Here is a 14,302-nt window from a genome sequence, read left to right as displayed (position 1 = left end):
CGCGCCGCCGCGTCGACCGTCTCCTCCTGGCGGGTGCCGAGCAGGAAGCCGACGTCGGCCGGCGCGAACTCGTTGTCGCCCGTGGAGGGATCGAGCTTGCTCGCCTCCATGTAGGGGAGCTGGGCCTCCTCGGGCTGCTGCTGGACGACCTCGACCCGCATGAGCTGGGCCGTCACCGCCTCGCGCAGGCTCTGGCTCATCGTCTCGAACAGGGCGAAGGCCTCCGCCTTGTACTCGTTGAGCGGATCGCGCTGGGCATAGCCGCGCAGGCCGACGACGTTGCGCAGGTGGTCGAGCATCACCAGGTGCTCGCGCCAGAGATGGTCGAGCGACTGCAGCAGGATCGACTTCTCGATGTAGCGCAGCACGTCGGGGCCCCACTGGGCCGCCTTGGCCGCCATGTGCTCGTCCGCCTTGCGCTCGACGCGGTGGATCAGCTCCTCGTCGGCGATGCCTTCTTCCTTGGCCCATTCGTCGACCGGCAGGTCGAGGCCGAGCACCCGGGAGAGCTCCTCCTTCAGGCCGGCGACGTCCCACTGCTCCGGATAGGCGTTCTCGGGCACGTGCTTGGCGACCAGCTCGTCGACCACGTTGTGGCGCATGTCGGCGATGATCTCGCTGGTCACCTCCTCGCGCATCCAGTCGATGCGCTGCTCGAAGATGACCTTGCGCTGATCGTTCATGACGTTGTCGAACTTCAGCAGGTTCTTGCGGATGTCGAAGTTGCGGGCCTCGACCTTCTGCTGCGCCTTCTCCAGCGCCTTGTTGATCCACGGATGGACGATCGACTCGTCCTCCTTGAGGCCGAGCTTGGTCAGCATGCCGTCGAGCTTGTCCGACCCGAAGATGCGCATCAGGTCGTCTTCCAGCGACAGGAAGAACTTCGAGTGGCCGGGGTCGCCCTGGCGTCCCGAGCGGCCGCGCAGCTGGTTGTCGATGCGGCGCGACTCGTGCCGCTCGGTGCCGAGCACGAACAGCCCGCCGGCGGCCAGCGCCTTGTCCTTCAGGCGGTTGATCTGCGCCTTGATCTCCTCGACCCGGCCGTGCTTCTCGTCGCCCTCGGGCAGCTCGGCGAGCTCCTGGCGGATGCGCATGTCGGCGTTGCCGCCGAGCTGGATGTCGGTGCCGCGGCCGGCCATGTTGGTGGCGATCGTGACGGCGCCCGGCACGCCGGCCTGCGACACGATGTAGGCCTCCTGCTCGTGATAGCGCGCGTTCAGGATGGCGAAGACCTTGGCCTTGGTGGCGCCCTCGTCGCCCGAATACAGCGCCGCGAAGGCGTTCGGATCGGAGAAGTCGTGCGCCTCCCAGCCCTTCTCGCGCAGCATGTCGGCGAGCAGCTCGGACTTCTCGATCGAGGTGGTGCCGACCAGCACGGGCTGGCCGCGGGTCTTGCAGTCCTCGATCAGGGTGATGATGGCGCGGTACTTCTCGGCCGCCGTCCGGTAGACCTCGTCGTCGTCGTCGACGCGCTGCATCGGCAGGTTGGTCGGAACCTCGACGACCTCGAGATTGTAGATGTCGAGGAACTCGTCCGCCTCGGTCTGCGCCGTGCCGGTCATGCCGGCCAGCTTCTCGTACATGCGGAAGTAGTTCTGGAACGTGATCGAGGCGAGCGTCTGGTTCTCGGGCTGGATCGGCTGGCGTTCCTTCGCCTCCAGCGCCTGGTGCAGGCCGTCCGAGTAGCGCCGGCCCGGCATCATGCGGCCCGTGAACTCGTCGATGATGACGACCTCGCCGTTGCGGACGATGTAGTCCTTGTCGCGCTGGAACAGCTTGTGGGCACGCAGCGCCTGGTTGACGTGGTGTACCACCGAGACGTTCTCGACGTCGTAGAGCGACTCGGTCTTGAGCTGGCCGGCGTCGCGCAGCATCCGCTCCATCTTCTCCATGCCGGCCTCGGTCATGGTGACGGTGCGCTGCTTCTCGTCGAGGTCGATGTCGGCCTTGTCGAGGCGCGGAATGAACTGGTCGATGGTGTTGTAGAACTCGGAGCGGTCGTCGAGCGGGCCCGAGATGATCAGCGGCGTGCGCGCCTCGTCGATCAGGATCGAGTCGACCTCGTCGACGATCGCGTAGACGTGGCCGCGCTGGACCATGTCCTCGACGCGGTACTTCATGTTGTCGCGCAGATAGTCGAAGCCGAGCTCGTTGTTGGTGCCGTAGGTGACGTCGCAGGCGTATTCGATCTTGCGCTGCTCGTCGTCGAGCCCGTGCACGATGACGCCGACCGTGAGCCCGAGGAACTTGTAGATCTGGCCCATCCACTCGCTGTCGCGCTTGGCCAGGTAGTCGTTGACCGTGACGACGTGGACGCCGCGGCCGGTGAGCGCGTTGAGATAGACGGCGAGCGTGGCGACCAGGGTCTTGCCTTCGCCCGTCTTCATCTCGGCGATGGCGCCCTCGTGCAGCACCATGCCGCCCATCAGCTGGACGTCGAAGTGGCGCTGGCCGAGCGTGCGCTTGGCCGCCTCGCGCACCGTGGCGAAGGCCGGCACCAGAAGGTCGTCGAGCGTCTTGCCCTCGGCCAGCTCCTTGCGGAAGGCCTCGGTACGGGCCCGCAGCGCCTCGTCCGACAGGGCGACGAGCTCGGGCTCCAGGGCGTTGATCTCGTCGACCCGGGGACGGTAGGCGCGGATGCGCCGGTCGTTCGCGTTTCCGAACAGCTTGCGGACGACAGCGCCGAACATCCCGGAGGTCCTTTCTGTGGCCTCGGGCTTTTCCAGGCCTCGAGGGATATGCGGCCGGTCCGGATGCGCCGGGCGACCGGCCCTGGTCCCGGCGCAGCCCGCCGTTCGGCGTGGTCGGCGCTTAGGGGGCGGAGGCGCGACGTCGCAAATCCAACGGGATACACCGGCGAGCGGTGGACAGATAGGAGGGGGTCCGGGCCTTGTCAATCCGGCCGCTCCCCTGCGGCGGAACGCCCTGCAGCCTTACAGGTCAGCGGTTTGTCATAATAGGCGCCGCAATCATGCCGTCCTTTGCCGCTAGCAGACCCGGCGGTTGCCAACCGCAGCGCGTTGCGCGAGGGTGCGGGGCCTTCACGGCGGGTAGGCAGACCCGTCTTTCCCAGGGATTCTCGATGATTACGCAAACTTCATGCTCGCGCCCGGTGGGTCCGGCGCGTCGTCGCGCCGGCTTCGGGGCGGCTCTCCTCCTGACGGCCGTCCTGACCGCCGGCGGAGCTTTCGCCCAGGCCCCGGCCGCGCCGCCGGCGGCCGACCCGGTGGTCGCGAAGGTCAACGGCGTCGAGATCCGGCAGAGCGATCTCGCCATCGCCGAGGAGGACGTCGGCCAGAACATCCCGGCCGGGACGCCCGACGCCAAGCGCGACTGGCTGATCAACTACCTGACCGACATGATGCTGCTGTCCAAGGCGGCCGAAGGCCAGAAGATCCAGGACACCCCGGACTTCCAGAAGCGGCTCGCCTATGTCCGCGGCAAGGCCCTGATGGAGACGCTGCTGCGCGACTCCGGCAAGTCCGGCGCGACCGGCGACGCCATGCAGCACGTCTACCAGGAGGCCGTGAAGCAGATGGGCGAGGAGCAGGAGGTGCATGCGCGCCACATCCTGTTCCGGGTCGCCGATGCGGGCGACGCGAAGGCCGCCGCCGCTGCCGAGGCCAAGGCCAAGGACACCCTCGCCAAGATCAAGAAGGGCGAGGACTTCTCCAAGCTCGCCAAGGACCTCACCGAGGACCCGCCCGGCAAGGCCGACGGCGGCGATCTCGGCTGGTTCACCAAGGACCAGATGGTGCCGGAGTTCTCCGAGGCCGCCTTCAAGCTCGACAAGGGCCAGGTCTCCGACCCGGTGAAGACCTCGTTCGGCTGGCACCTCATCAAGGTCGAGGACAAGCGCAAGCGCGAGCCGCCGCCGTTCGAGCAGGTGAAGGACCAGATCGAGACATTCGTGACCCGCAAGGCCCAGATCGAGCTCCTCAACAAGCTGCGGGCCGACGCCAAGATCGAGCGCCTCGACAAGCCCGAGGCCACCCCGGCCCCGGCCGGTGCCGCCGCGCCCGCGCCCGCGCCGAACGCGACGCCGGCTCCGGAGAAGAAGTAGGCCGGAGACGATATCGACCGGGGCCCGCGATGCGTTCGACGCTGGGCCTCGGTCCTGTCTTGCTCTGTAAATACTTGATTATTAAGCGCAAAGCTCGTAGCTTTGAATTATGCGGCGGATCCGGTTCAAGTTTTCTCCTGAGAAGGCCCGCGCTGCGATCCATTGGATGGTCCGCGAAAAGCCGGGCATCGACCTGCATGCCTTGTTGAAGGCCTGCTATTTCGCGGATCGGGCTCATCTCAACGCCTTCGGACGGCCGATCTTCGGGGCGACCTATCGGGCCATGAAGTTCGGGCCGGTCCCGCTCGAAATCTACGAGATGGCGAAGGGCGAGCCGCTGTGGCTCGCCGATCTCGGCATGGACGCCTATCCGTGGCGTCTCGACGGCTTTCGGCTTCGTCTCGTGGCGAACAGCGAACCCGATATCTCGGTGCTTTCGGAGAGCGATGTCGACGCTCTGAAGGAAGGCCTCGGCAGGTCGACGAGCATGAGTTTCGATGCCAGGACGAGTGCGACGCACGGAGCCGACTGGCAGGCGGCCGAGCTCGGGATCATGAGTTACGAGGACATGATCGACGATTCCCCGGACAAGGCGGAACTCGTCGGCCTTCTCAGAGAGACCTCCCGTTTCATGCGATTGTGACAATGATCCGGGCGCTCGACGTCATTTGGATCCGCGACGAGACGATCCGTCCACCGGGCCCCAAGATGGTCGTCTGCGTCGAGCCGTCGCTCGGATTGTTCTTCCGCATCAACACCGCGCCGAAGTGGCAGCACGCCGTCGCGCTCGCTCGGACACCCCACCACGAATTTCTGAAATGGGACAGCTATCTGGAATGCGGCGAGCCGCTGGAGCTCGACGAGTATGTGGTCGACGAAAGCCTGCGTGACCGGGGCGTGATCGGCACGATCGATCGGGCGCTCGTCCGCGAGATTGTCGCCGCGATCCAGAAGGCTCGCACCATCAGCCCGGCCGACAAGGAGCGGTTGAAGGCGGCACTGGGAGTCGACACCGATCGGACTTGAAGGTCGTTCACGGCCTCGATCCGTCGTCCGCCTCGCCGCCAGGCTGGGAAGACGCGGCAACACCCGCTTGACCCCGCCCCTCGGCCCTCCTAATCGACGCTGCGACGTTCGTCGAAGGCGCGGGAGGGGCTCGCGCCCGTCCACCGGGGGTCTGGGCCGATGGCCACAGCCGTTTCTCCGCTCGCGCCCGAGCGCTTTCCCGAAATGCCGGCGATCGACGGCGTCAAGGTCGCCACCGCCGCGGCCGGCATCCGCTATGCGGGCCGCACCGACGTGCTGTTGGCGCTGCTCGATCCCGGCACGGCCGTGGCCGGCGTCTTCACCAAGTCCAAATGCCCGTCGGCGCCGGTCGACTGGTGCCGCGGCAAGCTGAAGGCCGGCAAGGCGCGCGCCCTGGTGGTCAACTCCGGCAACGCCAACGCCTTCACGGGCAAGTCCGGCGTCGCCGCCGTCAAGCTGACGGCCGACATCGCGTCGAAGGCGGCGGGGTGCAAGCCGGCCGAGATCTTCCTCGCCTCGACGGGCGTGATCGGCGAGCCGCTGCCGGCGGAAAAGTTCGGCGGCGTGATGGACGCGCTGGTCGCCGCGGCCGAGCCGGGCCGCTGGGACGAGGCGGCGCGCGCCATCATGACGACCGACACGTTTCCCAAGGGCGCCGCCGCGATGGTGCGCATCGACGGCAAGCCGGTGACCATCTGCGGCATCGCCAAGGGCGCCGGCATGATCGCGCCCGACATGGCGACCATGCTGAGCTTCGTGTTCACCGATGCGCCGCTCACGCCGGCCGTGCTGCAGAGCCTGCTGACCAAGGGCGTCGAGGACACGTTCAACGCGGTGACGATCGACGGTGACACCTCGACGTCCGACACGCTGCTCGCCTTCGCGACCGGCACTGCCGCGGCGCGCGGCGTGGCGAAGATCTCGCGCGCCAGCGATCCGCGGCTGGAGCCCTTCCGCAAGGGCTTCAACCGCGTGCTGGCGGATCTGGCCGAGCAGGTCGCCCGCGACGGCGAAGGCGCGCGAAAGCTGGTCGAGGTGATCGTCGAAGGCGCCGCGTCCAAGAAGGCGGCGCGCCGGATCGCCATGTCGATCGCCAACTCGCCGCTGGTGAAGACCGCGATCGCCGGCGAGGACGCCAACTGGGGCCGCGTCGTGATGGCGGTCGGCAAGGCCGGCGAGAAGGCCGATCGCGACAAGCTGTCGATCTGGTTCGGCGGCGTGCGGGTCGCCCACAAGGGCGAGCGCGATCCCGGCTACGACGAGGCCAAGGTCTCGGCGCTGATGAAGAAGCCGGAGATCGAGCTGAAGGTCGATCTCGGCCTCGGCAAGGGCCGCGACCGCGTGCTCACCTGCGACCTGACGAAGGAGTACGTCGCCATCAACGGCGACTACCGGTCGTGATCCTCCGTCATGGCCGGGCTTGCCCCGGCCATCCACGCCTTTCCTGTTGCAGAGCCGTGACGACGTGGATGCCCGGCACAGGGCCGGGCATGACGGCTCCTGGACCGAGGTGCCGCCGGTGAAAAAGCTCGTCCTGGTCGCCGCCTGCGCGCTGATCGACGTGGACGGCCGCATCCTGCTGGCGCAGCGGCCCGAGGGGCGGGCCATGGCGGGGCTGTGGGAGTTTCCGGGCGGCAAGGTCGAGGCGGGAGAGGGCCCCGAGCAGGCGCTGATCCGCGAGCTCCACGAGGAGCTCGGCATCGTCGTGAAGGAGCCGTGCCTGGCGCCGCTCACCTTCGCGAGCCACGCCTACGCGGACTTTCACCTGCTGATGCCGCTCTATGTCTGCCGGCGCTGGGACGGCGCGGTGACGCCGCGCGAGCACGCCGCGCTGCGCTGGGTGCGGCCGAACAAGCTGCGCGACTATCCGATGCCCGAGGCCGACATCCCGCTGATCCCGCATCTGACCGGGCTGTTGCTGTAGGGCGCCTTCGTCGCACCTTCGCCGACCCTACGGCTGCGGCTTCTTCCCCGGCTCCGCCTTCTCGCCGGTCGAAATCTCGGTGGTGCCGAGCGCGTCGGCGAGGCGGGCCGTGGCGCTGCCGGGCTTCAGCGGCTTCTGCTGGCTCTCGTGCGGCGACCAGCCGGACAGCCAGACGATCTCGAAGGTCGCCCGCACGCGGCCGTCCGGATCGGAGAAGCGTTCGGCATAGATCTGCATCGCGCGCATCAGCGTGGCGCGGCGCAGCGGCACGCGCCGGCGCTCGACCAGCGGATTGGTCGCGCCCATGCGGCGCAGATCCTGGACCAGCGCGAAGGGCGAGGCGTAGCGCACCGTCACGGCGTCGACATCGGTCACCGGCAGGGCGAAGCCGGCGCGCTGCAGCAGCGCACCGATGTCGCGGATGTCGGCGAAGGGCGCGACGCGCGGCGACAGCCCGCCTTCGCATTCGGTCTCGGCCGCCGCGAAGCTCTGGCGCAGCTCGGTCAGCGTCGCGCCGCCCAGCAGCGCCGCGATGAAGAGTCCGTCGGGGCGCAGCGCGCGCCGGATCTGCGCGAAGGTGCCGGGCAGGTCGTTGACGCTGTGCAGGGCGAGACCCGACGTCACCAGATCGAGCGACGCGTCGGCGAAGGGCAGGACCTCCTCGTCGGCCACGACCGACAGGCCTGTGGTCCGACTGTCGCCGGCGAGCGTATCGACTCCGAACAGCGTGCCGATCCGCGGATGCGCGGCGAGCGCGGCCCGTACCGCACCGCCCGGCGTCCCGAGATCGACCGCAGCGGCGAAGGTCCGCAGCGTCGCGGCGAGCCGGTCGGCCATGTCCTCGGCGACGCGGTCGAGCAGAAACGTCGCGGGGCCGAGATCCAATGCGCGCCGGCGGCGTTGCAGAAGCAGGGGACGATCGAAAACGCGTGGAGCAACCATTTACCATCCTGGGTTATGATGCGGGTCGGTTCGACAACCGGGGCGAGTCGACACGCGGAAGGCGAGGCGGAGACGATAGTGGCGCGACGCTTGCATGAGAATCTCGCCGGGAGAGTCTCGGCGCGCCGTGCGCCCGGCACGTGATCAGATGACGATGCGTTGGTCATGCGTCCTTCGTCATCAAATGCCATGCGACGCGCCGAGTCGATTCGAGTGGTGTCGATGAACGAGGGTTCATATGGCCACGCGGGCGACCGCCACGACAGGAGCCGGCCTGCGGGCGGCGCTGCGGTTCGCCGTCGATTCCGTGTTGCCGCCGTTGTGCCCGGCGTGCAGCCAGCCGCTCACGGACGACGGTGCCGTGTGCGCAACCTGCTGGTCGCGGTTGTCGTTCATAGCGCGTCCTTATTGCGAGCGGCTCGGCATTCCGTTCGCACACGACGCCGGGCCGGGTCTGCTGTCGCCGCGGGCGATCGCGCATCCACCGGCCTTCGGGCGGTCGCGTGCCGCAGTGCGTTACGACGATGTGGCCGGATCGCTGGTTCATGCGTTGAAGTACGGCGACCGCATGGAACTCGCGCCCATGATGGGGCGATGGATGGCGGAAGCGGGACGCGAGCTGATCGATGCGGCGGATGCGCTCGTGCCGGTGCCGCTGCATTGGCGACGGTTGTGGGCCCGACGGTTCAATCAGGCCGCCGCGCTCGCCACCGTGATGGCCGATTTGCGTGGCATCGCTGTTCTGGTCGACGCGATGAAGCGGGTGCGGGCGACGCCGCAGCAGGTCGGGCTCACGCGCAGCGAGCGTGCGAGCAACGTGCAATCCGCGTTCCGCGTGACAGAACCCGGTCGTGCGGCCGTACGGGGCCGACGCCTGATCGTCGTGGACGACGTGATGACGACCGGTGCCACGGCGGAGAGTTGCGCCAGAACCTTGTTGCGAGCCGGGGCCGTGTCGGTCGACGTGATCGTGTTCGCGTGTGTCGTAGATGCAACGGTGGTATGACTCCCGAGTAACACGGATTGTTGATGCAATGCACTCTCCCCTATAGTGGAGAGCTATGGTTGGTGTGCAGTGCGGTGGTTTCGGCCCGACCAGTTTCTTCGGTCCGGCCGGTACGGCGAGACAAGACGAGCAATGCCAGACGTTGAAATCTACACGACGCCCTTCTGTCCCTACTGCACGTCGGCGAAGCAGTTGCTTCGCCAGAAGGGCGTCGCGTTCACGGAGATCGGCGTGGCCGGTCTGCCCGAGAAGCGCAGCGAGATGATCGCGCGTGCCAACGGGCGGACGACGGTGCCGCAGATCTTCATCGGCGATACGCATGTCGGCGGCTGCGACGATCTCTACGCCCTCGACGATGCGGGACAGCTCGACCCGCTGCTGAGGTCGTGACGGAGGGTGGATCAATGACGTTCCAGCTCAGAGAGAATTCGACCTTCCGGGTTGCTCTGATCCAGATGCAGTCGGGCCGTCGGCCGGCGACCAATATCGACACGGCCGTCAAGCTGATCGGCAAGGCCAAGGATCGCGGCGCGCATTATGTGCAGACGCCCGAGATGACCAATCTGATGGAGAGCGATCGCGAGCGCCTGCTCGAGCTGATCGCGCCGGAGGACAGCGACGCCGGCCTCGCCGCGCTGCGCGACACCGCGCGTACCCATCGGATCTGGCTGCATGTCGGCTCGCTGGCCGTCAAGGTCGGTCCGGAGCTCGCCGCCAACCGCTCCTATCTGATCGATCCGAACGGCGACGTGGTGGCGTCCTACGACAAGATCCACATGTTCGACGTCGACCTCGCCAACGGCGAGAGCTATCGCGAGTCGCGCATGTTCCGGCCCGGCGACCGGGCCGTGGTGGCAGACCTGCCGTGGGGCCGCCTGGGCCTGTCGATCTGCTACGACCTGCGCTTCCCGGCCTTGTTCCGGGCGCTCGCCGAGGCGGGCAGCTCCTTCATCGCGCTGCCGGCAGCGTTCACGCGCGTCACCGGCGAGGCGCACTGGCACGTGCTGACGCGGGCGCGCGCCATCGAGAACGGCTGCTACGTCTTCGCCGCCGCCCAGGGTGGTCTGCACGAGAACGGTCGCGAGACCTTCGGGCATTCGATCATCGTCGACCCGTGGGGCGTCGTGATCGCCGAGAACGGCACCGAGCCCGGCATCGTCATGGCCGAGGTCGATCCGGCCGCCGTGACGGCGGCGCGCAGCCGGGTGCCGTCGCTCCAGCACGGCCGCCGCTTCGAGGTCGTCGAGCCGACCGCCGCCGCGGTGCGTCTGCACGCCCTTCACGAGGCGAAATGATCCGCTACGCGCTCGCGTGCCAGGACGGCCACGCCTTCGAGAGCTGGTTCCGGAATTCGTCCGACTTCGACGATCAGGCGGCGCGCGGCCTCGTGAGCTGCCCGGTCTGCGGCAGCCCGAAGGTCGGAAAGTCGTTGATGACGCCCCGGCTCGGCCGCTCGTCGAAGGCGTCGGCGGCCCGCCTCGCGGCGGCCGCGGCCGCCGCGATGGCAGACGTCGTCGCCGACGCGGGTGCGGGCGGATCGTCCACGGCATCGGCGGGCGAAGCGCCGGCCGCTCCGGTCCCGGCTCCGGTGGAGGAGCCGCGCGCGCCGGTGGCGCTGATGTCGCCCCAGGAGGTCGAGCTCCGCCGCAAGCTGAAGGAGCTGCGCGATCATCTGGTGCAGACCGCCGAGCATGTCGGCGAGCGCTTCCCGGACGAGGCGCGGCGCATGCATTACGGTGAGATCAAGCACCGCTCGATCTACGGCGAGGCCTCCGCCGAGGAGGTCAAGTCGATGCTCGACGAAGGCATCGAGTTCCACCCGCTGCCGATGCTGCCCGACGAGCGCAACTGAGCCTTTCGCTTCACCTCCCCGGCCGACGGTCTTGCGGAATTCGTCGTTCCGGAGCGCGCCGGGGCGCGACCCCGGACTCCAGCACCGCGCTCGGCGTTCTGGACTGGATTCGGGTCCGGGTGAGGGGGCCGAGGTCTTCTGCGCCGCCGCCGTCCGGCTCAATGCACCCACAGCAGCAGTGCGACGCCGGCGACGATCAGGGCGATGCCGAGGAGCTCGCGCGCCGTGGTGCGCTGCTTGAAGGCGAAGCGCGTGATCGCCTGCGCGAACAGCACCTCGACCAGCGCGACGGTGCGCACATTGGCGGCCGACGTGAGTGCGAAGGCGCTGAACCACAGCTGCGAGGCGAGTGCCCCCATGAAGCCGGCGAGCAGCGAGGGCCGCCAGGCGCGCAGCACCGCGATCAGCACGGCGCGGTCGCGCAGCGCCAGCCAGGCGGAGAGCAGCACGGCCTGGATCAGCAGCGCGAGGCAGAGCGTCGTGCCGGCGGCGGTGACGAAATCGGTCGGCAGGCTCAGGATGGCGCCGCGATAGCCGATCGCCGACAGCGCGAACAGCGCCGCCGAGGCCAGCCCGAGCGCCATCGGCCGGGCGCCGCCGCCGGTCTGGCCGGGGCGCAGCGACATCAGCACGACCCCGGTCGTGGCGATCACGATGGCGGTCGCCATCGGCAGCGTCACGGGATCGCCCAGCATCACGAGCCCGAACAGCGCGACCTGGACCGGCTCGGTCTTGGTGTAGGCCGTCACCACCAGGAACGAGCGCTCTCCCATCGCGGCCAGCATCATGGCGGTCGCGGCGATCTGGGTGAGGGCGCCGGACGTCACGAACGGCCAGAAGGCGAGCGGCGGCAGCGGCGGCGTCGTGCCGCTCGCCAGCACGATCAGCCCGAGGAACGCCACCGCGAACGGGAAGCCGAACAGGAACCGGACATGGGTCGCGCCGACCGTTCCGAGCGTCTGGGTGAGCTGTCGCTGGGCGGCGTTGCGCACCGTCTGGGCCGCGGCTGCGGCGACGGCGAATGCGGCCCACGACCAGGGTCCGTCCGGCACGATCGTCTCCGACGAGAGGTGGGTTCGCCGCGTCTGCGAAACCGGGGGTCATTGCACGCACGGCACGCTGAGCCGCGGGGCGTAGCCCGGGCGACCTGCCGCGGGCGGCTGGTGCGGGTAACGCCGAGTCGTTATATCTCATGGACCGAGAATTGGTGGGATCGAAGCCGGCGCTCGATCGACAGGAACGGGACGGCAGCGGCAGGCCTGTCCGGGGTGCGACGAACCCGGACGTCGAGGACTGCAGGAGGGAAGCCATGAAGGCCCTGACGGTCGGCGGAGCCATGATCGACACGATCGCGATCATCGAGAGCTCCCGCATCGAGCGCATGGCGATGTCCAATGCGGACAGCTCCTTCCTGCTGATGGAGGAGGGCCGCAAGACCGAGGCGCTGGAGATCTCCACCCATATCGGCGGCGGCGCCGTCAACGCGGCCGTCTCGATGTCGCGGCTGGGGTTCGACGTCTCGACCCTGATCAAGCTCGGCCAGGACAGCCGCGCCGAGACGATCCTGACGCGGCTCGAGCACGAGGGCGTGTCGACCCGCTGGGCGCTGCGCGACAAGCGCGCGCCCACCGGCGCCTCGGTGCTGATCTCGTCGCACGACCGCAACGCCGCCGTGTTCACGTTCCGCGGTGCCAATACCGGGCTCGAGGCGGAGGATCTGCACGACCACGCCTTCGCGGTCGACGTCGTCTACATCACCTCGCTCAGCGGCCGGTCGGCGGAGCGCTTTCCCGAGCTGGTGCGCCGCGCCAAGGCGAAAGGCGCGATGATTGCCACCAATCCGGGCCCGCGCCAGCTCTCGGCCCGCGCCGGCCCGTTCCAGGAGGCGCTGCGCATGGTCGACATCGTCGCGCTCAACCGCGGCGAGGCCTCGGCGCTGGTGCCGAGCCTGATCGCCGAGTTCGGCGAAGGCGGCCCCAAGCTGCCGATCGCGCCCGGCGAGGCGCGCCCCGAGATCGACAGCCGGCCGCTGTCGGGCGGCGGCTACGACATGAGCGTCGTCGCCTTCTTCCGGGCGCTGACCAGCATGGGCCCCAAGCGCGTGCTGCTCACCGACGGCAACCGCGGCGCCTATGTGGCGACGCCCGACGAGATCGTCTTCTGCCCGTCGGTCGACTGCACGGTCGCCGGCACGGCCGGGGCCGGCGACGCCTTCACGTCGACCTACACGGCCTACGAGGCGCGCGGCTATCCGCCGCTGGAAGCCCTCAAGGCCGCGACCATCAACGCCGCCTCGGTGGTCGGCTTCGTCGACACCCAGGCCGGGCTCCTCAAGCGCGACGAGCTCGACGCCCGCATCGAGGCGCTCGGCCCGCAATTCGCCACCCGCCGTTGGCCGCTGCACTTCGAGTCGCCGGACGGCGAGCGCGTCGGCGACATCGCAGCGGAGTGACGTCGGAGCAATCTCGTAGCCTGGGTCGAGCGCAGCGAAACCCGGGATCCTCCCTGCGCCGCACCCGCATTCCGCTCCGCTCCATGCGGGCTACGGCCATGGGCCAGAACCGGACATGAACGAGCCTCGCCTCAACATCCCCGAATGGACCGTCTCGGAGCTCTCCTCGGCGCTCAAGCGCACGGTCGAGGACGCCTTCGGGCATGTCCGGGTGCGCGGCGAGATCTCGGGCTTCCGCGGCGTGCACTCCTCCGGGCACGCCTATTTCTGCCTGAAGGACGAGAGCGCCCGCATCGACGCGGTGGTGTGGCGCACCGCCTTCGGCCGCATGCGGATCAAGCCCGAGGAGGGGCTCGAGGTGATCGCCACCGGGCGGCTCACCACCTATCCGGGCCGTTCGACCTATCAGATCGTCATCGAGACGCTGGAGCCGGCCGGGCTCGGTGCCCTGATGGCGCTGCTCGAGCAGCGCAAGCAGGCGCTCGCCGCCGAAGGACTGTTCGACGAGGCGCGCAAGCAGCTCCTGCCGTCGCTGCCCGGCGTCATCGGCGTCGTCACGTCGCCGTCCGGCGCGGTGATCCGCGACATCCTGCACCGCCTGGAGGACCGCTTCCCGCGGCCCGTGCTGGTGTGGCCGGTGCGGGTGCAGGGGGAGGGCGCGGCGGAAGAGATCGCCGCCGCCATCCGCGGTTTCAATGCGCTGCCCGAGGACGGCCCGATCCCGCGGCCCGATCTCTTGATCGTCGCCCGCGGCGGCGGCTCGATCGAGGATCTGTGGGCCTTCAACGAGGAGATCGTCGTCCGCGCCGCCGCCGACAGCTTCATCCCGCTGATCTCGGCGGTCGGCCACGAGACCGACGTGACGCTGATCGACTTCGCCTCCGACCGCCGCGCCCCGACGCCGACCGCGGCCGCCGAGATGGCCGTGCCGGTGCGCTCGGAGCTCTTGGCCCGGGTCGACGGGCTCGGCCGCCGTGTGCTGACCTGCTGGGCGCGCGCTCAGGAGGGCCGGCGCGTGGCGCTGCGCTCGGCGGCGC

14 protein-coding genes are annotated in these 14,302 nt (G+C 69.0%); 11 read left to right on the top strand and 3 right to left on the bottom strand.

Annotated features, from left to right (window positions below; translation table 11 throughout):
• A partial coding sequence (gene secA / locus CH341_RS19040) for a preprotein translocase subunit SecA (RefSeq protein ID WP_111420572.1) occupies positions 1 to 2,690 on the bottom strand: 2,690 nt, incomplete at its 3' end.
• 392 nt (positions 2,691 to 3,082) lie between these two features.
• On the opposite strand from secA, the gene CH341_RS19035 reads away from it, so the two are divergent.
• The 5 genes from CH341_RS19035 (at position 3,083) to CH341_RS19015 (ending at position 7,013) form a co-directional block, all read left to right on the top strand.
• Positions 3,083 to 4,063 carry a peptidylprolyl isomerase gene (locus tag CH341_RS19035; RefSeq protein ID WP_111420571.1) on the top strand — a complete coding sequence of 327 codons (981 nt, stop codon included), beginning with the start codon at positions 3,083 to 3,085 and terminating at the stop codon, positions 4,061 to 4,063.
• 109 nt (positions 4,064 to 4,172) lie between these two features.
• Entirely contained in the window at positions 4,173 to 4,706 is a 534-nt protein-coding gene (locus CH341_RS19030) for a type II toxin-antitoxin system antitoxin SocA domain-containing protein (RefSeq protein WP_111420570.1), read from the top strand.
• A 2-nt stretch (positions 4,707 to 4,708) separates the two neighbouring features.
• Positions 4,709 to 5,089: a hypothetical protein gene (locus tag CH341_RS19025; RefSeq protein WP_111420569.1), complete on the top strand. Its 381-nt coding sequence runs from the start codon at positions 4,709 to 4,711 to the stop codon at positions 5,087 to 5,089.
• Positions 5,090 to 5,248: 159 nt separating this feature from the next.
• The gene (gene argJ, locus CH341_RS19020) at positions 5,249 to 6,490 is read left to right on the top strand and encodes a bifunctional glutamate N-acetyltransferase/amino-acid acetyltransferase ArgJ (RefSeq protein ID WP_111420568.1); all 1,242 of its coding nucleotides are present in this window, start codon (positions 5,249 to 5,251) and stop codon (positions 6,488 to 6,490) included.
• 118 nt (positions 6,491 to 6,608) lie between these two features.
• On the top strand, positions 6,609 to 7,013 hold the full coding sequence (locus tag CH341_RS19015; RefSeq protein ID WP_111420573.1) for a (deoxy)nucleoside triphosphate pyrophosphohydrolase: 405 nt from the start codon (positions 6,609 to 6,611) through the stop codon (positions 7,011 to 7,013).
• A 27-nt stretch (positions 7,014 to 7,040) separates the two neighbouring features.
• Here the strand turns inward: CH341_RS19015 and CH341_RS19010 are convergent, their stop codons facing one another.
• Positions 7,041 to 7,955: a class I SAM-dependent methyltransferase gene (locus CH341_RS19010; RefSeq protein ID WP_111420567.1), complete on the bottom strand. Its 915-nt coding sequence runs from the start codon at positions 7,953 to 7,955 to the stop codon at positions 7,041 to 7,043.
• 238 nt (positions 7,956 to 8,193) lie between these two features.
• On the opposite strand from CH341_RS19010, the gene CH341_RS19005 reads away from it, so the two are divergent.
• The 4 genes from CH341_RS19005 to CH341_RS18990 all read left to right on the top strand — a co-directional run bounded on the left by CH341_RS19005 (position 8,194) and on the right by CH341_RS18990 (position 10,813).
• A complete protein-coding gene (locus CH341_RS19005; protein ID WP_111420566.1) occupies positions 8,194 to 8,961 on the top strand; it encodes a ComF family protein in 768 nt (255 codons plus the stop codon).
• Positions 8,962 to 9,093: 132 nt separating this feature from the next.
• Positions 9,094 to 9,351, top strand: a complete 258-nt coding sequence (gene grxC, locus CH341_RS19000; protein WP_111420565.1) for a glutaredoxin 3 — start codon at positions 9,094 to 9,096, stop codon at positions 9,349 to 9,351.
• A gap of 14 nt (positions 9,352 to 9,365) precedes the next feature.
• Entirely contained in the window at positions 9,366 to 10,256 is an 891-nt protein-coding gene (locus tag CH341_RS18995; RefSeq protein ID WP_111420564.1) for a carbon-nitrogen hydrolase family protein, read from the top strand.
• Entirely contained in the window at positions 10,253 to 10,813 is a 561-nt protein-coding gene (locus CH341_RS18990; RefSeq protein ID WP_111420563.1) for a DUF1178 family protein, read from the top strand. Before CH341_RS18995 ends, CH341_RS18990 begins: the two co-directional genes overlap by 4 nt.
• A 158-nt stretch (positions 10,814 to 10,971) precedes the next feature.
• On the opposite strand, the gene CH341_RS18985 is transcribed toward CH341_RS18990, so the two are convergent.
• Positions 10,972 to 11,865, bottom strand: coding sequence for an EamA family transporter (locus CH341_RS18985; RefSeq protein WP_111420562.1), 894 nt, complete (start codon positions 11,863 to 11,865; stop codon positions 10,972 to 10,974).
• A 257-nt stretch (positions 11,866 to 12,122) separates the two neighbouring features.
• On the opposite strand from CH341_RS18985, the gene CH341_RS18980 reads away from it, so the two are divergent.
• Both CH341_RS18980 and xseA read left to right on the top strand, forming a co-directional pair.
• Positions 12,123 to 13,265 (top strand): carbohydrate kinase family protein, encoded by a 1,143-nt coding sequence (locus tag CH341_RS18980; protein WP_111420561.1) that lies wholly within the window; start codon positions 12,123 to 12,125, stop codon positions 13,263 to 13,265.
• Between the two features lie 115 nt (positions 13,266 to 13,380).
• A partial coding sequence (xseA, locus tag CH341_RS18975; RefSeq protein ID WP_111420560.1) for an exodeoxyribonuclease VII large subunit occupies positions 13,381 to 14,302 on the top strand: 922 nt, incomplete at its 3' end.

It is taken from the genome of Rhodoplanes roseus (genome assembly GCF_003258865.1).
Lineage (GTDB): Bacteria > Pseudomonadota > Alphaproteobacteria > Rhizobiales > Xanthobacteraceae > Rhodoplanes > Rhodoplanes roseus.
The sequence above is the reverse complement of the archived record's forward strand: the minus strand, read 5'-3'. Positions and strand labels throughout refer to the sequence as shown.

Bases quoted from the DNA above. Each gene is read 5' to 3' on its own strand.
- CH341_RS19035 (WP_111420571.1), top strand. From the start codon at position 3,083: ATGATTACGCAAACTTCATGCTCGCGCCCGGTGGGTCCGGCGCGTCGT.
- CH341_RS19030 (WP_111420570.1), top strand. From the start codon at position 4,173: ATGCGGCGGATCCGGTTCAAGTTTTCTCCTGAGAAGGCCCGCGCTGCG.
- CH341_RS19025 (WP_111420569.1), top strand. From the start codon at position 4,709: ATGATCCGGGCGCTCGACGTCATTTGGATCCGCGACGAGACGATCCGT.
- argJ (WP_111420568.1), top strand. From the start codon at position 5,249: ATGGCCACAGCCGTTTCTCCGCTCGCGCCCGAGCGCTTTCCCGAAATG.
- CH341_RS19010 (WP_111420567.1), bottom strand. From the start codon at position 7,955: ATGGTTGCTCCACGCGTTTTCGATCGTCCCCTGCTTCTGCAACGCCGC.
- CH341_RS19005 (WP_111420566.1), top strand. From the start codon at position 8,194: ATGGCCACGCGGGCGACCGCCACGACAGGAGCCGGCCTGCGGGCGGCG.
- grxC (WP_111420565.1), top strand. From the start codon at position 9,094: ATGCCAGACGTTGAAATCTACACGACGCCCTTCTGTCCCTACTGCACG.
- CH341_RS18995 (WP_111420564.1), top strand. From the start codon at position 9,366: ATGACGTTCCAGCTCAGAGAGAATTCGACCTTCCGGGTTGCTCTGATC.
- CH341_RS18990 (WP_111420563.1), top strand. From the start codon at position 10,253: ATGATCCGCTACGCGCTCGCGTGCCAGGACGGCCACGCCTTCGAGAGC.
- CH341_RS18980 (WP_111420561.1), top strand. From the start codon at position 12,123: ATGAAGGCCCTGACGGTCGGCGGAGCCATGATCGACACGATCGCGATC.